This is a genomic window from Psychromonas sp., assembly GCF_047632955.1.
GTDB lineage: Bacteria > Pseudomonadota > Gammaproteobacteria > Enterobacterales > Psychromonadaceae > Psychromonas.
In genome coordinates this window covers 69,709-94,071 of the sequence record NZ_JBLIED010000004.1, presented here as the reverse complement: position 1 = coordinate 94,071, position 24,363 = coordinate 69,709, and the positions used below count along the sequence as shown (strand labels likewise).

The window sequence follows — 24,363 nt, the reverse complement described above, 5'->3', positions numbered from 1 at the left end:
AAGTTATTGCATATAATAGCTAACTAAGCCATAAAGAGGAAAAACAATGCAAATATTTTTAGTCGGAGGCGCAGTTCGCGATCAATTATTACAACTTAAGGTTAAAGACCGAGATTATGTGGTGATTGCAGGCAATCCGGAAAAACTATTAAAGTTAGGTTTTCAGCAAGTTGGTAAGGATTTTCCGGTTTTTATCCACCCGCAAACTGGGGATGAATATGCTCTGGCCCGTACCGAACGAAAAAAAGGTGCAGGTCATAATGGATTTGAATGTTACGCCGGTCAGGATGTGACACTTGAAGAAGACTTAAAACGCCGCGACTTAACCATAAATGCCATTGCCCAATCGCCGCAGGGAGAATTGATTGATCCCTACCACGGGCTGCAGGATATTCACAGCAAAACCCTGCGTCATGTATCGCCAGCGTTCAGCGAGGATCCCCTGCGCGTGCTGCGTGTTGCCCGCTTCGCAGCACGTTTTTACGATTTAGGCTTCAAGATTGCGCCGGAAACGCTAAAACTTATGCGCACCTTAAGCGCTAGTGGCGAATTAAACGAGTTGACCGCAGAAAGAGTTTGGCAAGAAACGGCAAAAGCGTTACAAACCGATAACCCGCAGATCTATTTTCAGGTATTACGCGACTGTGGTGCGTTGGCGATTTTATTCCCCGAAATTGAAGCTTTATTTGGAATTCCGGCGCCTAAAAAATGGCACCCTGAAATCGATACCGGCATACATACTTTGATGGTTGTCCAGCAATCAGTAAAATTATCCGATGAAATTGCTTTGCGTTTTGCCTGCCTGGTGCACGACTTAGGCAAAGCGCTCACACCCAAAGCACTCTGGCCGAGCCATAAAGGCCATGGAAAATTAGGTTTGGCGCTGATTAATAATTTATGTCTACGTCTTAAAATACCTAATGAGTGCAGAGACTTGGCTTGTTTGGTTAGTGAACACCATACGCTTATTCATAACGGATTGGAGTTAAAAGCATCAACCCTGGTGACCTTAATGGATCAGAACGATGCCTGGCGTAAACCTCAACGGTTTTGGCAAATGTTACAGTGCTGCGTCGCTGACTCTAAGGGCCGAACCGGTTTTGAAGAGAAAGACTATCCCAGTGCAGATTATATTTGGCGTGCTTTTCAAGGTGCGCAGCTGGTTGATGTACAAGCGATTATTAAGCAGGGCTATCAAGGTGCAGAGATTAAAGCGCAGTTACATGAGGCGCGTATTCGCACAGTCGAACTGTATAAGCAAAAGCATGCCCTATAATCGACCGACTTATTGTTCCACGACTTAACTTAAATAAGCAGAAAAATGTCTAATTCACTGAGTATTATTCCGCTTCAGAACCTGGCGATAGCCTTTATTCCGGTTTTTTTGGTTATCATTATTTTATTTAAATGGTCACTAAACGGAAAATTTGCCCTCTATGCACTGTCGCGCATGTTAGTTCAACTTTTGTTAGTCGGATATTTTCTTAATTATCTTTTTGCCGGTGCTAATGCCTGGATTGTGGTTATGCTGTTAATGCTGATGGTACTCTTTGCCAGCTGGATAGCTTTAGGCAATATTAAAGAGCAGCGTTTGCCGTTATTAAAACGAACTATGGCAGCAATTGCAGTGGGGGGCGGCTTTACCCTGTTTGTTATTACTCAGGGCGTATTAACCCTGCATCCCTGGTATCAGGTACAAACCATGATCCCTCTAGCAGGCATGATTTTTGCCAACTGTATGAATAGCGTCAGTCTTTCGGCTGAACGTTTTTATGCAGAATTGTCGCGCGGAGAAGATTACTTTAAGGCGCGTAAAATTGCATTTCAAGCGTCGATGATTCCGAATATTAATGCGTTATTTGCGGTTGGATTGATCTCTTTACCGGGCATGATGACCGGGCAAATTTTATCCGGCACCTCCCCCTTTATTGCGGCAAGGTATCAAATAGTAGTGATGTGCATGATCTTTGCCTCGGCCGGCATCTCTTCAGCCTATTTTTTAGTGCTCAGTAAAAATAAGAAAAAAACAGCAGGTCAGTGACTTAACCTGCTATTAGCGTATCAGGCTCCCGACAAAATATAAAACAAAAAACCACCGAGCAGCAGACGATAGATAACAAAGGGCAGCATACCGACTTTGTTAAGCAGAATTAAAAAGACGTGAATACATAAAATAGCGCTGACAAATGAAATTCCCGCACCTAAAAATAAAGGCCCCCAATCAACATATTGATCCGATAATATAAATTTCAGCAAATCGTACCCGGACGCCATGGCAATGATTGGAATCGACATTAAAAAGGAGAAACGCGCAGCAGCGTTGCGGGTCAAACCGAGCATTAAACCCGCAGTAATAGTAATACCCGAACGAGAGGTACCGGGGATCAAGGCTAATACTTGAGCAAAGCCAATAAATAAAGCGCCCTTCAAGCCCGTTTGGTATTCTGTTTTTTGCTGTTTCGCTTTGGCATCAGCCCACCATAGCAGTAAACCGAAAACAGTGGTCGTCACTGCAATCACATAACCACTGCGTAAATAGGTTTCAACCAGAGATTTACCAAAAAAACCAATTAAAGCGGCCGGTATTGTCGCCCAAAGGATCCACCACGCGAGGCGGCTATCCTGGGTTTTCCCCTGCCCGCGCAAAGAGCCAACCCAGGCTGTAGACATATTCATAACTTCAATCCGGAAATAGATCAAAACAGCCGATAAGGTACCGATATTAAGTATTAAATCAAAAGCTAAACCTTGATCCGGCCAGCCTAACAGCTGTGATGGTAAAATCAGGTGAGCGGAGCTAGAAATAGGTAAAAATTCAGTTAACCCTTGAATTAAGGCTAAGACAACAATTTGAAGTTCAGACATTTTTATCTCATGTATTAAATAAAGTGGGTAATACTAATCGGAAAGCTGTCTTTATATTTTCCACAACTTTTGTTTTTGTTGCGGATAATGAGACCATAATGTCTGATAACTTTCACCTAGCACAGGGTGCTTTAAAGTGGGAGCTAACTCAGATAAGGGTTTTAATACAAAGGCGTTTTTTAAAATTTCAGCGCGCGGTAAATCAAGATCGGGCTCTATCTGCTGGTCGTATAAAAGTAAATCTAAATCTAAGGTTCTTGGGGTAAACTTAGCCGACTTTTCCGGTCTGCCAAATTGCTTTTCTATGGCTTTAAGCTTTTTAATTAATTCCATAATATTTTGCTCAGTATGCAGTTTAGCCACTAAATTATAAAAATTAATCCCCGAAAAACCAACGGCTTCACTTTCGTAAAGAGGAGAAAGCAGTAATTCACCAAACTCAGCTTTTAAAGCGACAAGGCCTAAGCGAATATTCTCGGCTCGATTGATACTGGAGCCGATGCCAATAAAAACAACTGCCATTAACGGATACCACGCTCAATTTGTACCCCTAAACTTTGCGCCTTTGGCAAAGCCCCGGGTTTATGCAGCGTCACTTTAACCCAGGGCACGGCAAACTGCCCCATAATAAGCGCAGCAACGGACTCTGCCATGGTTTCAATTAATTCAAATTGATGGGTTTGGGCAAATGTATTTACGGCCTCTGAGACGCTAAAATAATTAAGTGCGAGTTTAATATCATCGGTGCTTGCTGCGGGTTTATTATCGAACGCCATCTCTAAATCAAAATAAAGTTTTTGCTGCACCGATTTTTCCCAGTCATAGACACCAATTGAGCTGATGACTTCTAACTGTTTAATAAAAATAATATCCATTTCCCAACCTGTCGGAGTAAGTTAAAACGCTACCACTTCACAAAAAATCCACGTACTATCTCTAAAATACCGAAATGGATTGCAGATCCATATTCAAGCTATTTTGCTATAAATAAATACCATCGACCGTAGCTGCACCGTATTTTACCTGAACAGGGAGAAATATATAGAAATGATTAACCTGATTACTTTAATATTTATTCTGAGTGCCTACCTGTTTGGTGCGCTAAACGGGGCGATTTTATTATGTAAAGCCAAAGGCTGGCCGGATCCTCGCGCTGCCGGGTCGAAAAACCCCGGTGCCACTAATATGTTACGTTTACACGCCGCTCAAGCCGCCAGTACGGTACTTATTTTTGACCTGTTAAAGGGGACTATTCCAGTCTATCTCGCTTATTTTTGGGGTTATTCCCCCATTATGATTGGTGTAATAGGTATTGCCGCCTGCCTCGGACACATTTTCCCACCCTATTTTCAATTTAAAGGCGGTAAAGCGGTCGCCACCGGTTTAGGTACTTTATTGCCTTTAGGCATGGATTTAACCGGATTACTTATTTTAACCTGGTTATTTACCATTGCCGTAAGCGGTTATGCTTCGTTAGCCGCGATCGTAGCCGCCATTGCCGCTCCTTTTTTTGTTCAGCAGATAAATCCGGAATACACAATATCCGTTTGCATGCTGTCGCTACTAATTCTGCTTCGCCATATCGGCAACATTCGCCGAATTTTAAGCGGTAAAGAAAAAAAAATAGTGAACTGGAAGCAATAATCCCAATAAAGGCGTGGTAGTTATAATCAACCTCGTTATAATTAACACTTTTACAACATCTGTAAATCACACAACCGCAAAATGGAGTTTACCGTGAACCTTATTAAACGCACTACCCTGCTTATAGGCTTGACAATAAGCCTGTTCAGCAGCGCAGGCTTTACACAAGATCTGTCTGAAGCCGCCATTGCTGAACGTATTACACCCGTAGGTAGCGTTTATTTAGATGGTGAGATAATGACCGCCCAGCAAGCGCCAGCTGAACCCGCTGGTCCAAGAAGCGGTGAAAAAATTTATAACACTTATTGTGTTGCCTGCCACGGTACCGGCGTACTTGGCGCACCTAAAAAAGGCGATGCTGACGCATGGCAGCCACGTCTAGCACAGGGTGCTGAGACGCTGCTTAAACATGCGCTGGAGGGTTTTAACTCGATGCCGGCAAAAGGCACATGCAGTGACTGTAGTGAGCAGGAAATAGTCTCTACTATTGCGTTCTTAACTAACGGCCTTTAGGGTGTTAAGAAGAACCCACTAAGTTAGCCACCTTAGGGTGGCTTTTTTATAGCTCATATTTATAACAGATAAATATTATGTAGCTCCACACCAAAATAGGAATTGAAAATGCGCTTATTACATACCATGTTACGTGTTACTGATTTACAAAAATCGATCGACTTTTACAGCAATATTCTGCAGATGAAACTACTCCGCCAGTCGGAAAATGCTGATTATAAATATACGCTGGCATTTTTAGGTTACGGTGATGAATCGGATACAACAGTACTGGAGCTCACCTACAATTGGGGTACAACGGAATATGATTTGGGCAATAGTTACGGCCATATCGCCATTGAAACCGATGATATTTACGCTACCTGCGAGATGATTAAAAAAATGGGCGGTCAAGTTACCCGTGAGGCAGGCCCGGTCAAAGGCGGCACCACAGTGATCGCTTTTGTTAAAGATCCCGATGGTTATCAGATTGAGTTAATTAATAAAAAAGACGCTGGCAAGGGCTTAGGTTGAGCTTCATAAAGAACTTTGCATAAAAAAGCGCAGCGCTTGTTATTAACAAGTACTGCGCTTTTTTTTGTTTACTCGGTAAACAGGCTATTTGGGTAAAAAACCCACTTTATCGTAAACCTTCACCAAGGTCTTGGCAGCACGGACACGCGCCTTCTGTGCACCGGCACGCGCAATCGCTTGTAATGCAGACTCATCTTCACGCAATTCTTTAAAACGGGCTTGAATAGGCTCCAGCAGATTCACCACGGCCTCGGCAGTATCACTCTTTAGATGACCATACATTTTATCTTCATATTCAGGGATCAGGCTTTCAATGGATTTGCCCGTTGAGCAGGAAAGCAGGGTCAGTAAATTTGAAACACCCGGCTTTTCTACGGGATCAAAATAGATACGTGCCTTTTCATCCGAATCCGTTGCCGCACTTTTAATTTTTTTCAAAATCTTTGTCGGATCTTCGAGCAATCCGATGAAGTTTTTAACATTATCATCGGATTTCGACATTTTCTTAGTCGGCTCCTGCAGGCTCATAATCCGTGCTCCATGCTCAGGAATAGCAGGCTCAGGAACAACAAAGGTATCACCATAGGCATTATTAAAGCGTATCGCAATATCACGCGCTAATTCAAGATGCTGTTTCTGATCGCTGCCTACGGGCACATGTTTAGGCCCATAAATAAGAATATCGGCAGCCATCAATACCGGGTAACTGAATAAACCAACATTAATATTGGTAACATTCTTTTGCGATTTATCCTTAAACTGGGTCATTCGGTTTAATTCACCCATCTGTGTATAACAGTTTAAGATCCATGAAAGCTCTGCGTGTTCCGGTACTTGTGACTGAATAAACATGGTGCTTTTTTGCGGATCGATACCCACAGCCTGGTACATCGCTAAACCATCGTAAATTGCTTTGCGCAGTGCCTGTGGATCTTGACGAACGGTAATCGCATGTAAATCAACTAGGCAAAATAGGCAGTCGTTGGTTTTTTGCATCTCAACCCATTGACGCAGCGCGCCCATGTAGTTACCTATGGTTAACGATCCTGAGGGCTGGCAACCGCTTAAAACTAATGGTTTAGTCATTTATCTATCCTTTATCTACTCTTAAGTAGATTTAATAATTCGTTAAATTGAGCAACAATATGATTTGGATTTAGCAAGGAAACGTTTAATCTTCTTTATAACCGCAGGCTGCATTCGCTGTTTTATTATCTTTTCGATGCGAAACACAGGTCCGGCACACTGTTTATCAGGGTGCCGTCAGATCAAAACAGATAAGTTTAATCTTTTACACTTTAAATATTAGCTAATTCAGTACGCATTTTATCAATCACAACCTTATAATCAGGCTGATTAAAAATAGCAGAGCCTGCCACAAACATATCTGCACCAGCCTCGGCGATGGCTTTAATATTGTCTGTTTTAACACCGCCATCAACTTGCAAACGAATATCACGGCCGCTGGCGGTGATCAGTTTTTTGACCTGACGTAATTTTTCAAGGGTATGCGGAATAAATGATTGACCACCAAAACCAGGATTTACGGACATTAATAAAACCACATCGAGTTTATCCATAACATGGGTTAATACTTCTAATGAAGTCGCAGGATTTAACACTAAACCCGCTTTACAGCCATGCTCTTTAATTAATTGTAATGAGCGATCCACATGTTCAGAGGCTTCAGGGTGAAAGGTAATGATTGATGCACCTGCTTGGGCAAACTCAACTATCATAGTATCGACCGGTTTTACCATAAGATGTACGTCTATGGGCGCTGTAATACCATAGTCTCGCAGGGCCTTACAAACCATAGGACCAATGGTTAAGTTGGGCACATAGTGATTATCCATTACGTCAAAATGTACTACATCGGCACCAGCGTCTAATACTTTTTCAACATCTTCACCCAACCGGGCAAAATCAGCGGAAAGGATTGAAGGGGCAATTAAATAATCGGTCATGATAAGTTTCCGTTTGCTAAAGTGAATGGCTATTCTACCGAAGCAAAAGCAAACAAACTATTTTTTATTTTATGGATTTTTAGCGCTTGAAAGCTGCGCACTAAACAGTGCGAATAACTCCCCCACGGGCTGACGGGTTGAGGATTTACTGCTGATAGTGCGAGACACCTGAATCTGGTCGCAGGAAGCATCACGATAGAGCTCCTGAGTTAAAATAGTATCGTGGTTGCTCACTAAAACACTGCACTTTGACTCGCGTGCAAGTTTTGCAAGATTAGCTTGATCATCGAGGCTAAAACCTTCACTCGCGTAGCTGGTAAATGATGCGCTTTTACTCAACGGCACATAGGGAGGATCACAATATAAAACATCATCATCACGTAAATACTGAAATAATTTCTGATAAGGTTTGCAGGTGAAAGTTGCTTTTTTAGCCTTTTCAGAAAAAATAAGCAGCTCTTTTTCCGGAAAATAAGGTTTCTTATAGCGTCCAAAGGGCACGTTAAAACCACCACTTTTATTATAACGACATAAGCCGTTATAACCGAAACGATTCAGATAAAGAAATAATAATGAACGCTTATAAACATCTGTGCAGCCATTAAACTCACTGCGCAGCTGATAATAGATAGCCTCATTATTAAAGGCATCCTGGAAGTAGTATTTGGCATCAATGATAAATTGTTTAGGTTTACGTTTAACGATCTTATACATCTCGATCAAATCGGGATTAATATCATTAAGCAGGTATTCATCAAAGTTACTGTTTAGGAAGACCGAGCCCGCGCCGACAAAGGGTTCGATAAGACGTCCTCCCTGGGGCAAACGCTGATTGATCTGTTCGGTTAGGGTGAATTTACCACCTGCCCATTTTAGGAATGCACGATTTTTTTTAGTCATTTTTTAATTGCAAATCCTGCTGGATCTCTTTGTAGGTGAACACTTGTGATGGAAAGTTAGCTAAAGCACCGGGTAAACCTTGCTGTGCAATTTTTGCGCCGGGGAAACTGCGGTATTCGCCAAGCAGAAGCACATACCAGGGTTTATGATTTCGAATGGTCCGGTAAACATAAATATTTTCTTTAAGCAGATCATGCTGAATAACAAAGTCCTGCAGTTTTTCCCAGCTTTCCATTGCAGATAATCTTAGGGTAAATAAAGAGGGGGACTTTGCCATCAGCGTCTCTGCCGGCGTCAATATTAAATTAATCCCGTTGAGTTGCGCGGTTTTTAGCAGCAGCTGGTGCTTTTTTTCTCCTGACAAAAATAGTTCTGCCTGCCCGTTAACCCTGTCAATATCCGAAGCGAATGAGTCACTCATCCGTATGATTGAAATGCTTGGCTGACCATTCTTACCCACTATCGTTTGAACAGACTGTTGCCCTTCAATTCCCGCCGGCAATGGTTTTTCGGCTGTTTCGACAAGATCAATGCGGTAACGTTGTTCTAAGCCAACCAATTCCTCCTTGGAAATGACCACCCGCTTGTCATTAAGATCACTATCGCCAACGTTGTACTGCGTATTTTCTATCGGGCCCTGCTGATCCTCTTGCCAATTTTCAGTGATCACTTTCACCGGCGCTTTATTGACAATTATTTTTTGTGCTGCAGCGCGATCCTCTGCAAAAATGAGTTCACTTAAGGGGGTGTAAAAAAAATAAACAGCAAGACTCACCACAACCATCAACATTGCCAGTAATAATAACAGTTGTGATAGATTTTCTTTGACCCATGAAGGTCGTTTATCATATTCAGAATGAGTGCTCATTTTCTCTACTTATTAAATGGCTCTGTTAACGCATAAGTTATTATTTTCTCAGATCAGTATTATTAAAGACGCTGTTTTATGCAGGGCTTATAAATACAAATAATCTAATAAAATAACAGACGGATCTATCTGCTGCTACATTTCATAAAACATGATTTTATTCTTTTCACTATGCTGATTATATAAGTCTCAGCATCAGTCAATTTAAAATTCTATAACATTACGCAGCACCGTTTCGCTGACATTCTCAAATATTTCACTGCTACCAATAGAGGTAGGTAATATTAAACGCAACTTGCCATCTAATACTTTTTTATCCAATTGCATATGCTCTGCAAACTGCTCGTAGCCCATATTTTCCGGTGCCTTAACCGGCAAATCAAACTCTTTAATTAATAATATAATTTGCTCAATTTGCGCAGATTCAATCAGGCCGAGGGTTAAAGCAGTTTTTGCAGCCAAGACCATACCTGCCGCAACAGCTTCACCATGCAGCCAATTTCCATAGCCCTGCTCAGCCTCTATCGCATGACCAAAGGTATGTCCGAGATTCAATAATGCGCGAATACCGCCTTCTTTTTCATCCAGAGAGACAATTTCAGCTTTAATTTCGCAGCAACGTTTAATCATATAAGTGATTGCGGCAGGTTGCAGTGTTTTAATCGCGGTAACGTTTTCTGCAAGCCAGGTAAAAAATGCCTGATCATAAATAATGCCGTATTTAATGACTTCGGCCATGCCGGCTGCAAATTCACGCGCAGGTAATGTTTTAAGGCAATCAATATCAATAATAACTGACTGAGGTTGATAAAATGCGCCAATCATATTTTTACCCAGAGGGTGATTAACCGCTGTTTTTCCGCCAACGGAAGAATCAACTTGTGACAAGACAGTGGTAGGTACCTGTATAAAGGGGACTCCACGCTGATAACAAGCAGCAGCAAAACCGGCCATATCTCCTATAACTCCGCCACCAAGCGCAATAACAGTGCTGTCACGGGCATGTTTGTTAGACAGCAAGGCGGTTAAAATAATTTCAAAAGTATGTAGATTTTTAAACTTTTCACCATCGGGTAAAATGATTTCATCAATTTGGAAATCAATTAAGGTTTCTTTACAACGTCCCAAATACAAAGGTGCAACGGTTTCATTGCTGACAATCATTACTTTTTTGCCCTTGATCGCTGCTTTGAATAACCCTGTTTGAGTTAATAAACCTTCGCCAATTGATATCGGATAACTACGTTCACCTAAATCTACAACTATCTTTTCCATTAGAAATCCAATAATGCAATTATTTGACTGGCGACAACCTTCGCGCTTTGCTCATCGGTTTCGATGGTATAATCGGCGACTTCATCATAAAATTCGTTACGTTTTTCAGCTAATGCTTCTAATACCGTGCGCGGATCATCGTTTTGTAATAATGGGCGGCGTTTATCTTTTAATGTCCGAGCTAACTGTTTGTTAACACTGGTTTTTAAGTAAACAACAATACCCCGCGCCGACAAATGTATTCTATTCTCAGGGAGAATCAGTGCACCACCACCGGTTGCTAAAACGATACCGTGCTTTTGTGTCAGCTCATCAATCATGCTTTGTTCACGAATACGGAAACCCGCTTCGCCTTCTACATCAAAAACCCATGCAATGTCTGCACCTGTTTTTTTCTCAATTTCCGCATCGGAATCAAGAAAATCAAGGTGTAACATTTGTGCTAAATGACGGCCTATTGTGCTTTTGCCAGCCCCCATTGGGCCAATTAAAAAAATATTACGTTGCTCTGCCATGTTCAATTATTACTCAAGTGATTAATTACTGGGAACACCCTTTAGAAAAAGAGAAGTGTTGTATATTATCGCAATTGTTAATAAGCCATTGCAAGCCCATAAGCAAAATAAGTCCAAAGATTAACTTTGGACTTATTTTTTTTTATAGCTTTTGATGAAAAAGAGCTGATTAATATTTAGTTTGCATGACAATACGTGGGGTTACAAAAACCAATAGCTCCTGCTTCTCTGTCTTAGAACTCGTCTGTCTGAATAATACGCCTAAATAAGGAATATCACCTAAAACCGGAACTTTAGTTTCAGTATTGGTCATTAATTGCTGATAAATACCGCCTAGTACTAATGTTTCACCATCATTTACTAAGACCTGTGTGGTGATCTCGTTTGTATCAATGGAAACATATTCGGCGCCATCGCTAGCCGTATAAGTCTCACCGACTGAATCCTGAGTGATAATAAGGTCTAAAATCACTTTATTATCCGGTGTTATTTGCGGTGTCACTTTTAAACTCAGCACCGCTTTCTCAAAGCTTATTGTGGTAGCACCAGATGATGAGGACTCAGCATAAGGTATCTCTGTACCTTGCTCTATATAAGCGGTTTGCTGATCTGCCGTGGTAATCCGCGGACTGGCAATAACTTCAGCCTTTCCTTCTGCTTCCAGTGCCGAAATCTGCAAATCTAATATAGAACCATTTAATTTAGCAAATTGAAAACCAATGCTGTTGCCATCCGAGTTTACAGTCGTCCCCGTGAAGCCACTAGATGAGCCATCATCAGAACTACTTGACCATTCAACCCCTAAGTCTTCGCTCACAGAATCACTAACGGTTACCATACGCGCTTCAATCACCACCTGGCGTACAGGGATATCTAACACTTTAAGCATATCTTTAACCGAATCAATAACCGCTGCTGTATCCTTTAAAATCAAAAAATTGGTTCTCTCATCCATACTTACCGAACCACGCTCAGATAATAAACTAGTCTTATCACTGGATAACATAGTTACAATATCTGTAGCTTTTGCATAATTTATCTGGATAAATTCAGAATATAGAGTTGCTAAACTAGCCACTTCGTTTTCAGATTCTAATTCAGCACGTTCTTTTGCCGCTAACTCTGTAGCCGGAGCAATCATTAAGACGTTACCGTCCAAACGTTTGCCGAGACCTTTCACTTTTAAAATAATATCCAGCGCTTGTTCCCACGGCACATCATCAAGGCGCAAAGTTATATTACCCGTTACAGAGTCCGTTATGACTAAATTAAAACCATTAAAATCGGCAATCAACTGCAGCACAGTACGTACCGGGATATCCTGAAAGTTTAAAGAGATGGCTTTTCCCTGATAGGCACTTTCTTTTTGATCTTTAGGTTTTTCAGAGATCTCAATCATAAACAGAGTATCTAACTGATCATAACGATAGTTGTATTGATCTTTAATATCAAACACAAGACGAGTTTTACCGTTTTCTTTAAAGCTTTCTATTTTTTGCACAGTGGTTGCAAAATCAACAACGTCCATAATATACAATAATTCATCGGGTATATAAGTGCTTTGAAATTCAACAATCAACTGCTGATCACGACGACGAATGTCGACCGCCACACTAGAGTTATCAAGGTATACTAATAGTTTACCCTGCCCCTCGGGGCCGCGTTTAAAGTCAAGTGAATGAATACTGTTAACGTAACCTTTAGGGGTTGCCAAATGCGAGGAAACAATCGCAGCATTAATCTTTGACGGGACAGCTTTTGCTGTTTGGCTGCCCGAATATTGAACCACTGCGGCCGCTAAGGCATCCTCCTGTTTATCGCTCACTGCGTTCTCCTGCACAGTATTGCCAAAACGCACAAAAAGAACACTATTTTCCTGTACAACACGATAGGGCATCAAAGTGTCAAGGTTAATTGTTAAACGCAGCCCCTCGGGTGTTCTCTCGGTGGCCACATTATTAACCCCTCCTTTATCAATTTTAATCGGGTTTAACGCTAAAACGGAACTCGCATCTTCAACATCAATAACTAATTTATTGGGTCGATAATATAACTTATCCTGATAGCCGCTGATAGATTCGTTGAAGGCAAAGCGCAATTCAAATTTACCCTCCGCTAAAGGATTAATATCAAGCTTATCGAGTTGTGATTCAGCAAAGCCGATGGAGGAGTGAAACAATAATGCCAGCGGCAAAAGAGTTAATATTTTTTTTAAGTATGATGTATTCATGACGCTTATTCATCCCTGTTTTAAGATCATTTAGACTAGCGTAAAGTAATTTTTGTTATCCGCTCTTGCCAGCAGCCATCCCGGTCCAGGGCTAACTCTAATAAATCAATTTTATCTTCTGTTATGTTTACGACTTTTCCGTGGTCCAATCCCAGGTAATAGCCGGGTTTAATTTTGTATAACTCCCCGCCCGTCACCTGCACCAGCGCCCAGAGCATCTGACCGGCCAAGACGGTTCCTCGCATCGTCAAATTGTCAAGCGAGACCATCTCCAAAGCTTGTTTTTTGCGATTAAAATTAGGTTGAGGACAGCTTTTAGGTACATTAACAACAGCAGCAACAACTTCAGCCTTAGGTTCGCTGAAAGGATTACGACTGGCTTCTTGTGTAAAGGTTAAAGGATCAATTTTTTTCAAAATCGGCACTTTATCACCAAGTGGATAATTTTTCGCTTTAGTTTCAATAACAAAGCGATTTAAATCATTAATATCGAGATCCCCGCATGAGAATAAAGGAAAGGTCATCAGCAAAATGATAAAAAATCTCATTTTAGGCTCTCCTTATAACGATATGTTTTAGCAATTACATTTAAAGTCATTAAATCTTGCTGACCTTTGGTCAAGGTTAAATTGTCCAAAATGACGATCCGCGGCAGCGCAGCGATGTCTGCGGCAAACTGTCCGAGTTCTTGATAACGGCCCACTATTTGAATACTAATAGGCACTTCAGTGGAAAGTTCCTCCTCTTTTATCGCTCCCCAGTTAATACTTTTAAACTGCAGACCACTATCGGCACCGATAAAACTGATATCATCAAGTAAACTTGCTACTTCGGCATTACTCGGTAGCTTGTGCAGCAACCCTTCAAAAATAACCTTAATGTCGGCTATTTGCACACGGTACTCTTCTAAATTCGAAGATAATGCGGCCTTTACTTTAAATTCATTTTTTAAAACAACTTCTTGTGCTTCAATCTGTTCAAGATCATCTAACAGCGGCAGGGTGACATAATAAAAAAAGGCACCACTTAAGAGAGCGCAGATAAAGGCAATACATGCAACTCGGTATTGTGTCGGCCAACTGCCGACATTTTCAAAATCTAATTCACTTAAATCCATTATTCACCCGCCTTTTTTTCAGGAATGACAACAAATTTCATGGCAAACTGACTTAGTTTGATGGGTTTTGTCGGCCCTGAAACGATAGAGCTGATATAAGCATTTCCCAACCAATCAGAACTATCGATATTTCTGGTCATCGTAGTAAGGCGATTGTTCGATTCGCTCATTCCCTTAACATCAACTTGCCCGTTGGCAAATGTGATGCTGTTTAAATAAATACCGGTTGGCACAACTTGCGGCAATATATTAAAGAGATGCGTTGCATAATTACGTTTCTCTTCTAATTTTTGAATAAGAATGATACGACGTTCAAGTTCTGCTTTCTCCTTTTTGATTTTATGCACATCTGCAATGCGCCTGTCCAGAATAGTCGTTTGGGCCTGCAGGTATTGATTACGCAGCTGCTGTTCGCCGATTAAGCCATCAACATATAATTTCCCTAGATAAGAAATCCCCAGGATTAAGACAGCACTTAAGCCTAAAAAAATCAAAAACATTTTTTTCTTTTTATTTTTAAGCTCATCCCGCCATGGCAACAAATTAATATTAGACATTACCCTCCCCTCTTAATGCCAACCCTAAGGCCATCATATATTTTGTGGAAAATTGATGAAGCAGACTTTTATCCGATGGGTTTTTGTATTCAAGACCGAGGAATGGATTGGCAATTTCAGTCTCTAAGTCGAGCTGCTCTTGTATCTGGGTCACTAATCCAGGCAACAGTTGGCAACCACCGGTCAGAAACAGTTTCGCAACACCGATATTATTGGGGGCATTGGTAAACATGCGTAAATCAAAGCGTAAATGATTAACCGTCATGGTAATAAAGGGTTCGATAACATCAATATCACAATCGAGCGGCCACTCACGCTCAACTTTAATTTTTTCTGCTTCATCGAGTTTTAAACCATAACGATCCGCTATCATCTGTGTACAGACCGCTCCGCCGTGATTTTTAGCCCGTGAAAATATAACTTTGCCTTGATGCAGTATGTTTAAGGTCATCTGTGTTGCACCAATATCAACAACCGCAATCCCTTTATCAAAATCTTCACGGGAAATTTGCAACTCAGAAGAGCGAGCCAGTACATGGCTTGCAATATCAACAACTTTCACCCGTAAACCTGCATCTTCAATACAATCCACTTGCGACAGTACGGTTTCTTTTCGTGCGGCACTCACTAACACATCTTTTAGGTCTGGATTATTGGCATTGATGGAAATGACTTCAAAATCTAAAAAAATTTCATCTAAGGGAAAGGGAATACTGTTTTCGGCTTCAATTTCGACTTGGTTTTCCAGCTCAAGATCATTTAAATTAACGTTCATTGGGATTACTTTGGTAATAACATCTGCACCGCTGACGGCAATCGCGACATTTTGGTATGAAGCGGGAAAGCTTTTACGTAATTGTTTAATAACTTCAGTCAATTTAACAATATCTTCAAAACTATTATCAACAATCAAACCTTTTTCGACGGCTATTTCAGCCACCGCATCTATTTGAAAGGTGCCTTTTCCCTTAGACAGTGCAATCGCCTTGATGGCACTTGAGCCGAAGTCAATCCCGATCAACGCATTTGAATTTGATTTTTTTAAACCTTTAAACATAACGTCCCTGCTAAAATATATTTAATCCGTTGATAATAGGCTCTTAAAGACCGATGTTAATTCTAAAATCAATAAGTTCCAAGGCGTGAAGTCACAATTCCTTCTTTAACTACACAAATATCACTATATAATGATTTCCTATTGTGAACTAGTTACAACTTAAATCAATTAATAGCAAAAAAATTCTAAGGTACGAATAAATGATGAAATGGATTAAACGCCTGGTATTATTTTCAATTATTATCGGCTTAGTGGGTATTGGATCCATAGTCGCCATTTATTATCACGTAAAATCTGATTTACCTGATGTTGCCACTATTACCGATATTCAATTACAAGTGCCAATGAAAGTGTACAGTATTGATGGTGAACTGCTTTCTCAATTTGGGGAAAAACGCCGTATTCCTCTTACTAAGGAAGATATTCCGAAGACCCTTATTAATGCTTTTATCGCCACCGAAGACAGCCGATTTTACCAACATTTTGGAATCGATCCAATTGGTATTATCCGTGCAGCAACCGTATGGGCTTCAACCGGTTCAGCAACGCAAGGTGCCAGCACGATTACCCAACAGGTCGCACGTAACTTCTTCTTAACCCGAGACAAAACCTTCATCCGCAAAATTAAAGAGGTTTTTATTGCTATTCAGCTCGAACAAATATTAAGCAAAGATGAAATTATGATGCTCTATTTGAATAAAATTGCTTTGGGCCAGCGAGCATACGGTATTGGCGCAGCTGCTCAGGTTTATTATGGCAAAGATGTTTCAGAATTAAGCATAGCAGAAATGGCCCTTCTGGCGGGTTTACCAAAAGCACCTTCGAATTTAAATCCGATTTCTTCGCCTAAAAATGCAGAGATGCGCCGTAATGTTGTTTTATCACGTATGTTATCCGAAAACTACATCACTCAGGAGCAATACGAAACGGCAAAAGCAAGCCCTATTACGGCGACATACCATGGCGCTGAGATAACACTATCAGCCCATTATGTGGCAGAAATCGCGCGTAATAAATTAATTGAACTCTACGGATCCGAACGCAGTTACAACGATGGTTTTAATGTTTATACCACGATCAATAAAATCGATCAGCAAGCCGCTAACAAAGCGACACTTAATAACTTGCATGATTATGATAAACGTCACGGTTACCGGGGTGCGAGCAAAGTGTTATGGCAAGCACCGGAAAAAAGTTGGAGTAACGAGGCGATCATTTCAACTTTAAGACAAACTCCTGACTCTGCCGATCTGTCTCCTGCTGTAGTCGTAGAGGTTGCGGCACAGGCAATTAAAGTTATCACTAAGAATAGCCAGGGTCAGTTACAACAGATCGATTGGGATGGCTTAAAATGGGCCAGACCTTTTATCAGCAATTCCAGACAAGGAAATGAGCCTAAAAAAGCCTCTGACATTGTCGCCGTAGGCCAACAAATCTGGGTCCGTGAAGTTGCACAACAATTAGAGTTATCTCAATATCCCGCCGTCAGTGGGGCATTTGTTTCTCTCAATCCACAGGATGGTGCTATTACTTCTATGGTGGGCGGTTTTAGTTTTGAACAGAGTAAATTTAATCGAGTGACACAAGCGCAGCGTCAAGTAGGCTCCAATATCAAGCCGTTTATTTATTCGGCAGCACTGGATAATGGTTATACGCTAGCCACTTTGGTGAATGATGCACCCATTAATGAGTGGACGGGAAGTACAGCCTGGAGACCAAAAAACTCACCGGAGGTTTATGCCGGCCCGATTCGCCTGCGTCAAGCGCTCGGACAATCTAAAAACGTCATATCCGTTCGTTTGGTACAGGATCTCGGATTAACAAAAATAACCAGACAGCTGGAGAAATATGGTTTTGATAGAGAGAATCTGCCTCAAAACAATACTATCGCTTTAGGCTCGGCCTCTATTTCGCCCTTAAAGCTCGCGACAGGTTATGCCATTATTGCCAACGGCGGGTTTAAGATAGAGCCCTATCTGGTCGAACGTATTGAGAATGCCTATGGCAGTGTCATTTATCAGGCAAATCCTAAAATTGTCTGCTCTGATTGTGCTGAACTTTATGCACAACAGGAAAATATTCAACAAACTATCTCGCCACAAACCGAGCTTGATGAAGGTGCGCAGGTTTGCCCTATCTCACCCGTAAGTGCAGAGCAAATCGCGCCGGCGGTCATTAACGCTGAAACCGCTTTTTTAACCCGTGAATTATTAACAACGGCGATCTGGGGAGGCGGCAGCTGGCAGCATAAAAGTGGTTGGAATGGTACCGGTTGGCGGGCTGGGCGTATTTTGAAACGCCATGATATGGGTGGCAAAACAGGCACCACCAACGGTTCAAAAGATGCTTGGTTTTCCGGTTTTGCAGGTAATAGGGTAGTCACGTCATGGGTTGGATTTGATGACTTTAATCTTGATTTAGGCAGAACCAGCTACAATAATAATCTTGACAAAGATCAATCCTACGGGTCTGAGTTTGGAGCGAAAACTGCCCAACCTGCCTGGATAGAATTTATGCAGGATACGGCTTTATCAAACCCAGTAGTCACAATAGATACACCCAGCCAGATTTCGACCGTACGGATCGACCGAAAATCGGGACTGCTCACTTACCAGACGGATTTCACCACTTTTTTTGAGTATTTCCGCGCAGATTCTGTTCCTACAGAATATGTGGATCGAAGAACTTTTTTCAATGAAAAATCATCAACAGAGGGCAACCAGGACATACCCGACAATGCACCAACTACTGCCGATGAACTGTTCTAATAGATATTAAAAATAAAAACCGGTAGCAGCGCTACCGGTTTTTCCGGCAGAATTTACCCCCCAGATCATCCCACCCCTTTCCTCTACCTTGTTGTTATTGCTCGATTAACAGTTCAGAAAAGAGTTTGATACCCTTGAAAAACTGCATCTCCTGGGCCGGTTTTTCGCTATCAGGCGTTTTAATACCGCGTAAATAAGCAACCCCGACTTGCTGTGCAACCTGCAGTATTTTTTCACTGTCATCAATAAATAATGATTGTTTAAAATCTATCCTGTGTTGCTCGGCTGCCATTTCCCAAAAATTCCGGTTTTCCTTGGCTACTCGATAATCATGGCTGGAAACAATGGCGTCAAAGTAATGCCGAATATCACACTGCTGCATCTTTAATGCTATGCCACTGCGATGAGCATTAGTTAACATAATAACCCGTTTATTTGACTTTTTAAGGTATTCCAAAAACCACAGAGTATCACTGCGTAATTGAATTTTATGCTTTGTTTGATGCTGTAATTGATGGATATCCAAGCCTAAGGTAGCACTCCAGTAATCATAACAGTACCAATCTAAACTCCCCGCTACCTTGGCATACTGGGCGGACATATAGTGCTGTGCTTGTGCTAATGAAATATCCGCTTTATGCGCATATTGACTGGGGACATGCTCCATCCAGAAATGGTTGTCATAATGCAAATCAAGCAATGTTCCATCCATGTCCAGTAAGACTGTATCGATCTCTCGAGCAAGATGCATAAAATACCTCAATAAGTTGTAATTAATTCGCTGTTACTTGTAAGATAACATCTTATTCGTTGGCTAAAGAGAGTTTATATGAGTCAATCATCACCGGTATTACCGCAAATCCTCAAGCGCAGTCTGGTTGCGAGTAGCCGATTTTTTAAAATTGAAGCGCTGCAGCTCAAATTTAGTAATGGACAGCAGCGAGAGTTCGAACGTATGCAGGGTTATCATAAGGGCGCGGTACTGATTGTGCCATTTTATGATGCCGAGACGCTGATACTGATCAGAGAATATGCTGCAGGCACGCATTCCTATGAATTAGGTTTTCCAAAAGGGCTTATCGATTCAGGCGAAACCCCGGAACAGGCAGCGAATAGAGAATTAAAGGAAGAGATAGGTTTTGGGACCAACAGACTACAAAAACTTAAAAAAGTAACCATGGCACCCAGTTATTTCAGCAGTGAGATGACTCTGTTTATGGCATTTGATCTTTACCCCGAAAAACTTGAGGGTGACGAACCTGAGCCATTAGAAGTGATCAAATGGCCCTTAAATAAAGTGGATGAATTATTAGCCAGGGATGACTTTCAGGAGGCTCGAGGAATATCCGCGTTATTATTGACCTTAAAAGCGCTTAACAAAACCTGATTATCAGCATAAAAAACCCATAAATAATGTTTATTTATGGGTTAGAAAATAGTCATTATTACAAGAAGCTATAACAAAAAACTAAAACAATCTATTTAGACCATTTAAAGCTGCCACACGATAAGCTTCTGCCATGGTCGGATAGTTAAAGGTCGTCTTAACAAAATACTCAATGGTATTCGCTTTCCCTGTTTGCTCCATGATCGCTTGCCCGATATGGATAATTTCTGCTGCCCGCTCGCCAAAACAATGGATCCCTAATATCTCCTTGGTTTCGCGGTGAAAGAGTATCTTTAAACTGCCCACCTCTGAGCCTAATATTTGTGAGCGTGCTAAATCTTTAAAGCGTGCACGGCCTACCTCATAGGGTATTTTTTGCTGGGTTAACATCTGTTCAGTTCTACCCACTGAGCTAATTTCAGGAATAGTATAAATACCCGTTGGAATATCTTTTATCAGTTTTTTCTTACCTTCCCGGGTTAATATAAAGTGTGCCGCAATCCTGCCCTGATCATAAGCGGCACTGGCGAGGCTTGGATAACCAATGACATCCCCAATCGCATAAATATTATCTACCTCAGTTTGATAGTGTTCGTTGACCTTGAGCTGCCCTCGAGCATCGGGTTTGAGAGCCACATTCTCTAGCGTTAATTTGTCAGTGTTACCGGTACGTCCATTGGCATATAACAGACAGTCGGCTTTCATCTTTTTACCTGACTTAAAGTGCAGCACCACGCCTTGCGCTGTATTTTCAACCTTTTCATATTCTTCATCATGACGCAGGATCATGCCTGAATTTCTAAAATGATAGGAGAGTGCATCGGACATTTCCGCATCGAGAAATGATAACAAACGATCCCGAGTATTAATTAAGTCTGTTTTGACTCCTAATCCTCTGAAGATAGAAGCGTATTCACAACCCACAACCCCTGCCCCGTAAATTACAATGTGTTGCGGATGGTGATCTAAAGCAAGAATAGTATCACTGTCGTAAATATTAGCCGCGGTAAAGTCAATATTTTCAGGGCGATAAGGCCGCGATCCCGTGGCAATAATAATATCTTTGGCAGTGATAGTTTCTGCTGTGCCATCACTTTTGGTAATTAAAACAGTGTGTTTATCGACAAAGGTAGCGCCGCCAAAATAGATGCTGCAATTGTTACGGTTATAAAAACCACTTCGCATGGAAACCTGTTTAGCAATCACGCTCTGGGTATGAGACAAAACATCTTTAAAGGTAAATGTTTTATTTTGAGGATAATTATTAAGAAATAACGGGTTGTTCTTTAATTCAATAAGTTGGCTAACGCTGTGGCGCAATGCTTTAGAAGGAATGGTTCCCCAATGGGTACAGCCTCCGCCGATATCTTTATATTTTTCGACAATCGCAACGCGTAACCCTCCCTTAGCAAGCTTCATTGCAGCCCCTTCTCCACCCGGTCCGCTGCCAATAACAATGGCATCGTAATGATAGTGTGTAGATTTAACTTTAGTATCTTTTACTGTGGACATGATAGACCTCGGGATCCGATGAGCGAAAAACAAATTATATTAACAAATTACCACCACTTGTCACACATTCCAATAACAAACCGTGCGCCATACAATAGTTAAATAATATATTCATTTTTAGTGATGAATAAATGACGAATAAAAAGAGGATTTAAGTGATTTATCATGCTATTTTTAATATTAATATTACAATCTATTGGAGGAAATACTCTATGAATCAACCGACTATTTCATTAAAATGGTTAGCTTACACATACGTTGTAGGGCTTTCACTAAGTGCCTGCTATTCTATGTTGACCAAGCAAGCCATTCCGTTTTCCCCTTTTGCCTTTTTTACTCTGTTCTTTTCTGTGAATCATTTTTATGGTATTTATATTAAAGAAGCTGATAATGAAATTAGTATTCGTCCGGCTTGGGGAACATTTTTTCTGGGTATATTTTCTTACTCTGCTTTTCTTGGCACACAATACCCGGAGTGGGGATCCAACCTGTTTTCAGTCTCATTAACTCTGATTTTGGCTATCTGGTTAATCTATAAACTCATGTTTGGTGACAAACGCTATTCAGCTTAACCTTTATTATAATAAAGAGCGTATTAGCCAAGTTATACCAAAGTAATTAATGAAGTGATCAAGTATTGCGAAGGAAAAATTAGCACTAACAAAGCGAGAGTTGCAGGAGATAGATGTTCTCACTTCAAAACTCACAACGCTTAGGGATAATTTTAACCAGCAAAGGTGCTCATTTTTTTAGTTATTTTGGTATTAATTTCCTCTTTTTTACGATCACTCCCTAACATAATTAACCTGCTTAGCGGCAGGTTAATTAAATGCAGGCACTGCGAATGAACATCCCCTGTCTTAACTGGCTAGCAAGCCTGCACTGCGCTACAATAGCTTAAAATTTCATCATTGCACTGTTTCGCGAGTCTTTAAACACAGCGTATTTAAACAGATTTATTTGAAATAACTGCTCCATGAGATGTGCAAAGCAATAGATTTAACCTCGCAAGACTATTTTAAAGGAAAAAAATGCAATATATAACACGCGAGTTACCTAAACATAAGCGGATCGCACTGGTTGCACACGATCATATGAAAACGGAACTATTAAACTGGTCACAAAGGCGCCTCAATGTATTAAAAGAGCACCAGCTCTATGCAACGGGTACCACTGGCAGCTTATTAGCGAGTAAATTAGGTTTGCCCATTGAGTGTTTGCTCTCAGGGCCAATGGGGGGTGATCTGCAACTGGGCGCAAAAATAGCGGAAGGCGAAATTGATCTGTTAATTTTCTTTTGGGATCCTATGAATGCGGTGCCGCATGATCCCGATGTGAAAGCATTATTACGCATCTCTGCAGTGTGGAATATCCCCGTCGCCACCAATATCTCTACCGCTGACTTTATTATCGATTCATTACATATCGGCCAAAGTTACACTACACGTATTCCTGATTACCTCGGTTACATGGCAGAACGTACCGAATAGGACCTGATTATAGTACCTGCTTAAAAAAGGCTTTTAACTTGCAAACACTTACAGATATTTATATTTATCCCATTAAATCAGTCAAAGCGATTAACCAGCCGGCTGCAAAAGTTGAAAAAAAAGGCTTGAAATTTGATCGTCGTTATATGCTGATTGACGAACAGGGTCAATTTATCACCGGTCGGAGTTATCCGCAGCTCACCCAAATAGAAGTACAGTTTTCAAAACAGATATTAATAGTCAACGCACCCAATATGCCCTCATTAACCATTGATCCTGCGCACTTTAGCCAGCAAACTAAAAACGCGCAGCTGTGGTCTGATAATGTTAACGCAGTACATTGCCATAGTGATTATGATCAATGGTTTTCAGCCTTTTTGCAGAAAAAATGTCAGCTGGTATTTTTCGCAAAAGAGACTCAACGCCTGGTCAAAAATACAAACATGCCGGTTTCCTTTGCCGATGGTTACCCGTTATTGTTGATTAACCAAACATCAGTGGATCAACTAAATGCGCGCTTAGCAACGCCAGTAAGCGCGTTACATTTTAGACCTAATATTGTGATCAAAGGTGATTTCCCTTTTATTGAAGACAGCTGGTCGCGAATTAAGATTGGCGAAGTCGAATTTGCAGTCAGCAAACCCTGCTCCCGTTGTATATTTACTAATGTAGATCCTAAAACTGGTATTGCCGATAAAAGTGAACCTTTACTGACATTATCGAAATTTCGTTATTCCCATGGAAATATCGACTTTGGGCAAAATTTAATTCCCCTTAATGAAGGTTTGATTCGAGCTGGTGACGAGGTACAAGTGATCAGTGCCCAGGGAGCCCGATTTTATAGCGCTCAGGATGATCAACTGGAAAGCAATAAGCAGACCTTGGCAATACATTATCAAGGCTCAAACGTGACCGCTCAGGGCGATAATCAGCAACTGTTATTGGATCAGGCGGAACAAGCAGGTATCGACATTCCGTATTCCTGTCGGGCTGGGCAATGCGGCTGTTGCAAGGTGAAATTAGTCGAAGGTGAAGTGAAGGTACTCAATGATGAAGGATTAACTGATTTAGAAATTGAGCAAGGTTATATTCTTGCCTGCAGTTGTATTCCCCTCTCGGATATTAGTATCAATCATTAATAATCTCAGATAAAGAAAATAAAAAAGAGCCTTTTAAAAAAGGCCC

The 24,363-nt window shown here is 41.1% G+C and carries 26 protein-coding genes; 10 read left to right on the top strand and 16 right to left on the bottom strand.

Annotated elements, in window-relative coordinates; translation table 11 throughout:
• The first annotated feature begins 46 nt into the window (after window positions 1–46).
• A complete protein-coding gene (locus tag ACJAZP_RS04680) occupies window positions 47–1,276 on the top strand; it encodes a multifunctional CCA addition/repair protein (protein ID WP_415229578.1) in 1,230 nt (409 codons plus the stop codon).
• A 45-nt stretch (window positions 1,277–1,321) separates the two neighbouring features.
• Entirely contained in the window at window positions 1,322–2,041 is a 720-nt protein-coding gene (locus tag ACJAZP_RS04675; RefSeq protein ID WP_415229577.1) for an ABC transporter permease, read from the top strand.
• A gap of 20 nt (window positions 2,042–2,061) precedes the next feature.
• Here ACJAZP_RS04675 and ACJAZP_RS04670 read toward each other — a convergent pair whose 3' ends face one another.
• Genes ACJAZP_RS04670 through folB form a run of 3 tightly spaced genes read right to left on the bottom strand, consistent with a single transcriptional unit; the run spans window position 2,062 to window position 3,740 of the window.
• Entirely contained in the window at window positions 2,062–2,865 is an 804-nt protein-coding gene (locus ACJAZP_RS04670) for an undecaprenyl-diphosphate phosphatase (RefSeq protein ID WP_415229576.1), read from the bottom strand.
• Window positions 2,866–2,916: 51 nt separating this feature from the next.
• Window positions 2,917–3,387, bottom strand: coding sequence for a 2-amino-4-hydroxy-6-hydroxymethyldihydropteridine diphosphokinase (gene folK / locus ACJAZP_RS04665; RefSeq protein ID WP_415229575.1), 471 nt, complete (start codon window positions 3,385–3,387; stop codon window positions 2,917–2,919).
• On the bottom strand, window positions 3,387–3,740 hold the full coding sequence (gene folB / locus ACJAZP_RS04660) for a dihydroneopterin aldolase (protein WP_415229574.1): 354 nt from the start codon (window positions 3,738–3,740) through the stop codon (window positions 3,387–3,389). Before folB ends, folK begins: the two co-directional genes overlap by 1 nt.
• A 172-nt stretch (window positions 3,741–3,912) precedes the next feature.
• Here folB and plsY point away from each other — a divergent pair, with 172 nt between their 5' ends.
• The 3 genes from plsY to gloA all read left to right on the top strand — a co-directional run bounded on the left by plsY (window position 3,913) and on the right by gloA (window position 5,535).
• Window positions 3,913–4,509, top strand: coding sequence for a glycerol-3-phosphate 1-O-acyltransferase PlsY (plsY, locus tag ACJAZP_RS04655; protein ID WP_415229573.1), 597 nt, complete (start codon window positions 3,913–3,915; stop codon window positions 4,507–4,509).
• Window positions 4,510–4,590: 81 nt separating this feature from the next.
• Window positions 4,591–5,022: a c-type cytochrome gene (locus ACJAZP_RS04650; RefSeq protein WP_415229572.1), complete on the top strand. Its 432-nt coding sequence runs from the start codon at window positions 4,591–4,593 to the stop codon at window positions 5,020–5,022.
• A gap of 108 nt (window positions 5,023–5,130) precedes the next feature.
• Window positions 5,131–5,535: a lactoylglutathione lyase gene (gloA, locus tag ACJAZP_RS04645; RefSeq protein WP_415229571.1), complete on the top strand. Its 405-nt coding sequence runs from the start codon at window positions 5,131–5,133 to the stop codon at window positions 5,533–5,535.
• Between the two features lie 84 nt (window positions 5,536–5,619).
• Here gloA and trpS read toward each other — a convergent pair whose 3' ends face one another.
• The 11 genes from trpS to ACJAZP_RS04590 form a co-directional block, all read right to left on the bottom strand.
• Window positions 5,620–6,621 carry a tryptophan--tRNA ligase gene (trpS, locus tag ACJAZP_RS04640; protein WP_415229570.1) on the bottom strand — a complete coding sequence of 334 codons (1,002 nt, stop codon included), beginning with the start codon at window positions 6,619–6,621 and terminating at the stop codon, window positions 5,620–5,622.
• A 212-nt stretch (window positions 6,622–6,833) separates the two neighbouring features.
• Window positions 6,834–7,502 carry a ribulose-phosphate 3-epimerase gene (gene rpe, locus ACJAZP_RS04635; RefSeq protein ID WP_415229569.1) on the bottom strand — a complete coding sequence of 223 codons (669 nt, stop codon included), beginning with the start codon at window positions 7,500–7,502 and terminating at the stop codon, window positions 6,834–6,836.
• A gap of 69 nt (window positions 7,503–7,571) precedes the next feature.
• Window positions 7,572–8,402 (bottom strand): Dam family site-specific DNA-(adenine-N6)-methyltransferase, encoded by an 831-nt coding sequence (locus ACJAZP_RS04630; protein ID WP_415229568.1) that lies wholly within the window; start codon window positions 8,400–8,402, stop codon window positions 7,572–7,574.
• Window positions 8,395–9,270: an SPOR domain-containing protein gene (locus tag ACJAZP_RS04625; protein ID WP_415229567.1), complete on the bottom strand. Its 876-nt coding sequence runs from the start codon at window positions 9,268–9,270 to the stop codon at window positions 8,395–8,397. Before ACJAZP_RS04625 ends, ACJAZP_RS04630 begins: the two co-directional genes overlap by 8 nt.
• Before the next feature lie 204 nt (window positions 9,271–9,474).
• Complete coding sequence (gene aroB / locus ACJAZP_RS04620) at window positions 9,475–10,545, bottom strand: 3-dehydroquinate synthase (protein WP_415229566.1); 1,071 nt, start codon at window positions 10,543–10,545, stop codon at window positions 9,475–9,477.
• Window positions 10,545–11,060, bottom strand: a complete 516-nt coding sequence (aroK, locus tag ACJAZP_RS04615) for a shikimate kinase AroK (protein ID WP_415229565.1) — start codon at window positions 11,058–11,060, stop codon at window positions 10,545–10,547. Before aroK ends, aroB begins: the two co-directional genes overlap by 1 nt.
• Window positions 11,061–11,229: 169 nt before the next feature.
• Window positions 11,230–13,290, bottom strand: a complete 2,061-nt coding sequence (locus ACJAZP_RS04610; protein WP_415229564.1) for an AMIN domain-containing protein — start codon at window positions 13,288–13,290, stop codon at window positions 11,230–11,232.
• A 35-nt stretch (window positions 13,291–13,325) separates the two neighbouring features.
• A complete protein-coding gene (locus tag ACJAZP_RS04605; protein WP_415229563.1) occupies window positions 13,326–13,838 on the bottom strand; it encodes a pilus assembly protein PilP in 513 nt (170 codons plus the stop codon).
• Complete coding sequence (locus ACJAZP_RS04600; RefSeq protein ID WP_415229562.1) at window positions 13,835–14,407, bottom strand: type 4a pilus biogenesis protein PilO; 573 nt, start codon at window positions 14,405–14,407, stop codon at window positions 13,835–13,837. Before ACJAZP_RS04600 ends, ACJAZP_RS04605 begins: the two co-directional genes overlap by 4 nt.
• Window positions 14,407–14,964 carry a PilN domain-containing protein gene (locus tag ACJAZP_RS04595; RefSeq protein ID WP_415229561.1) on the bottom strand — a complete coding sequence of 186 codons (558 nt, stop codon included), beginning with the start codon at window positions 14,962–14,964 and terminating at the stop codon, window positions 14,407–14,409. The genes ACJAZP_RS04600 and ACJAZP_RS04595 overlap by 1 nt, the downstream gene beginning before the upstream one ends.
• Complete coding sequence (locus tag ACJAZP_RS04590; RefSeq protein ID WP_415229560.1) at window positions 14,957–16,021, bottom strand: pilus assembly protein PilM; 1,065 nt, start codon at window positions 16,019–16,021, stop codon at window positions 14,957–14,959. The genes ACJAZP_RS04595 and ACJAZP_RS04590 overlap by 8 nt, the downstream gene beginning before the upstream one ends.
• A gap of 203 nt (window positions 16,022–16,224) precedes the next feature.
• Between ACJAZP_RS04590 and ACJAZP_RS04585 the strand changes: the two genes are divergently transcribed.
• Window positions 16,225–18,789, top strand: a complete 2,565-nt coding sequence (locus tag ACJAZP_RS04585) for a penicillin-binding protein 1A (protein WP_415229665.1) — start codon at window positions 16,225–16,227, stop codon at window positions 18,787–18,789.
• A 94-nt stretch (window positions 18,790–18,883) separates the two neighbouring features.
• On the opposite strand, the gene yrfG is transcribed toward ACJAZP_RS04585, so the two are convergent.
• Complete coding sequence (gene yrfG, locus ACJAZP_RS04580; protein WP_415229559.1) at window positions 18,884–19,540, bottom strand: GMP/IMP nucleotidase; 657 nt, start codon at window positions 19,538–19,540, stop codon at window positions 18,884–18,886.
• A 78-nt stretch (window positions 19,541–19,618) separates the two neighbouring features.
• On the opposite strand from yrfG, the gene nudE reads away from it, so the two are divergent.
• Window positions 19,619–20,176 carry an ADP compounds hydrolase NudE gene (nudE, locus tag ACJAZP_RS04575; RefSeq protein WP_415229558.1) on the top strand — a complete coding sequence of 186 codons (558 nt, stop codon included), beginning with the start codon at window positions 19,619–19,621 and terminating at the stop codon, window positions 20,174–20,176.
• A gap of 81 nt (window positions 20,177–20,257) precedes the next feature.
• On the opposite strand, the gene sthA is transcribed toward nudE, so the two are convergent.
• Window positions 20,258–21,688, bottom strand: coding sequence for a Si-specific NAD(P)(+) transhydrogenase (gene sthA, locus ACJAZP_RS04570; RefSeq protein WP_415229557.1), 1,431 nt, complete (start codon window positions 21,686–21,688; stop codon window positions 20,258–20,260).
• 212 nt (window positions 21,689–21,900) lie between these two features.
• Here sthA and ACJAZP_RS04565 point away from each other — a divergent pair, with 212 nt between their 5' ends.
• From ACJAZP_RS04565 to ACJAZP_RS04555, 3 genes are all read left to right on the top strand, one after another.
• Window positions 21,901–22,260 carry a YijD family membrane protein gene (locus ACJAZP_RS04565; protein WP_415229556.1) on the top strand — a complete coding sequence of 120 codons (360 nt, stop codon included), beginning with the start codon at window positions 21,901–21,903 and terminating at the stop codon, window positions 22,258–22,260.
• A 459-nt stretch (window positions 22,261–22,719) separates the two neighbouring features.
• Window positions 22,720–23,178, top strand: a complete 459-nt coding sequence (locus tag ACJAZP_RS04560; RefSeq protein ID WP_415229555.1) for a methylglyoxal synthase — start codon at window positions 22,720–22,722, stop codon at window positions 23,176–23,178.
• A 38-nt stretch (window positions 23,179–23,216) separates the two neighbouring features.
• The gene (locus ACJAZP_RS04555) at window positions 23,217–24,317 is read left to right on the top strand and encodes a YcbX family protein (protein WP_415229554.1); all 1,101 of its coding nucleotides are present in this window, start codon (window positions 23,217–23,219) and stop codon (window positions 24,315–24,317) included.
• The last annotated feature ends 46 nt before the right edge of the window (window positions 24,318–24,363 follow it).

Coding starts and splice junctions, on each gene's coding strand:
- yrfG (WP_415229559.1), bottom strand. CDS start 19,540: ATGCATCTTGCTCGAGAGATCGATACAGTCTTACTGGACATGGATGGA.
- ACJAZP_RS04630 (WP_415229568.1), bottom strand. CDS start 8,402: ATGACTAAAAAAAATCGTGCATTCCTAAAATGGGCAGGTGGTAAATTC.
- nudE (WP_415229558.1), top strand. CDS start 19,619: ATGAGTCAATCATCACCGGTATTACCGCAAATCCTCAAGCGCAGTCTG.
- ACJAZP_RS04595 (WP_415229561.1), bottom strand. CDS start 14,964: ATGTCTAATATTAATTTGTTGCCATGGCGGGATGAGCTTAAAAATAAA.
- folB (WP_415229574.1), bottom strand. CDS start 3,740: ATGGATATTATTTTTATTAAACAGTTAGAAGTCATCAGCTCAATTGGT.
- ACJAZP_RS04560 (WP_415229555.1), top strand. CDS start 22,720: ATGCAATATATAACACGCGAGTTACCTAAACATAAGCGGATCGCACTG.
- gloA (WP_415229571.1), top strand. CDS start 5,131: ATGCGCTTATTACATACCATGTTACGTGTTACTGATTTACAAAAATCG.
- ACJAZP_RS04610 (WP_415229564.1), bottom strand. CDS start 13,290: ATGAATACATCATACTTAAAAAAAATATTAACTCTTTTGCCGCTGGCA.
- ACJAZP_RS04605 (WP_415229563.1), bottom strand. CDS start 13,838: ATGAGATTTTTTATCATTTTGCTGATGACCTTTCCTTTATTCTCATGC.
- ACJAZP_RS04670 (WP_415229576.1), bottom strand. CDS start 2,865: ATGTCTGAACTTCAAATTGTTGTCTTAGCCTTAATTCAAGGGTTAACT.
- ACJAZP_RS04680 (WP_415229578.1), top strand. CDS start 47: ATGCAAATATTTTTAGTCGGAGGCGCAGTTCGCGATCAATTATTACAA.
- ACJAZP_RS04675 (WP_415229577.1), top strand. CDS start 1,322: ATGTCTAATTCACTGAGTATTATTCCGCTTCAGAACCTGGCGATAGCC.
- plsY (WP_415229573.1), top strand. CDS start 3,913: ATGATTAACCTGATTACTTTAATATTTATTCTGAGTGCCTACCTGTTT.
- folK (WP_415229575.1), bottom strand. CDS start 3,387: ATGGCAGTTGTTTTTATTGGCATCGGCTCCAGTATCAATCGAGCCGAG.
- ACJAZP_RS04590 (WP_415229560.1), bottom strand. CDS start 16,021: ATGTTTAAAGGTTTAAAAAAATCAAATTCAAATGCGTTGATCGGGATT.
- ACJAZP_RS04650 (WP_415229572.1), top strand. CDS start 4,591: ATGGAGTTTACCGTGAACCTTATTAAACGCACTACCCTGCTTATAGGC.
- sthA (WP_415229557.1), bottom strand. CDS start 21,688: ATGTCCACAGTAAAAGATACTAAAGTTAAATCTACACACTATCATTAC.
- ACJAZP_RS04585 (WP_415229665.1), top strand. CDS start 16,225: ATGAAATGGATTAAACGCCTGGTATTATTTTCAATTATTATCGGCTTA.
- ACJAZP_RS04565 (WP_415229556.1), top strand. CDS start 21,901: ATGAATCAACCGACTATTTCATTAAAATGGTTAGCTTACACATACGTT.
- aroK (WP_415229565.1), bottom strand. CDS start 11,060: ATGGCAGAGCAACGTAATATTTTTTTAATTGGCCCAATGGGGGCTGGC.
- ACJAZP_RS04625 (WP_415229567.1), bottom strand. CDS start 9,270: ATGAGCACTCATTCTGAATATGATAAACGACCTTCATGGGTCAAAGAA.
- trpS (WP_415229570.1), bottom strand. CDS start 6,621: ATGACTAAACCATTAGTTTTAAGCGGTTGCCAGCCCTCAGGATCGTTA.
- aroB (WP_415229566.1), bottom strand. CDS start 10,545: ATGGAAAAGATAGTTGTAGATTTAGGTGAACGTAGTTATCCGATATCA.
- rpe (WP_415229569.1), bottom strand. CDS start 7,502: ATGACCGATTATTTAATTGCCCCTTCAATCCTTTCCGCTGATTTTGCC.
- ACJAZP_RS04600 (WP_415229562.1), bottom strand. CDS start 14,407: ATGGATTTAAGTGAATTAGATTTTGAAAATGTCGGCAGTTGGCCGACA.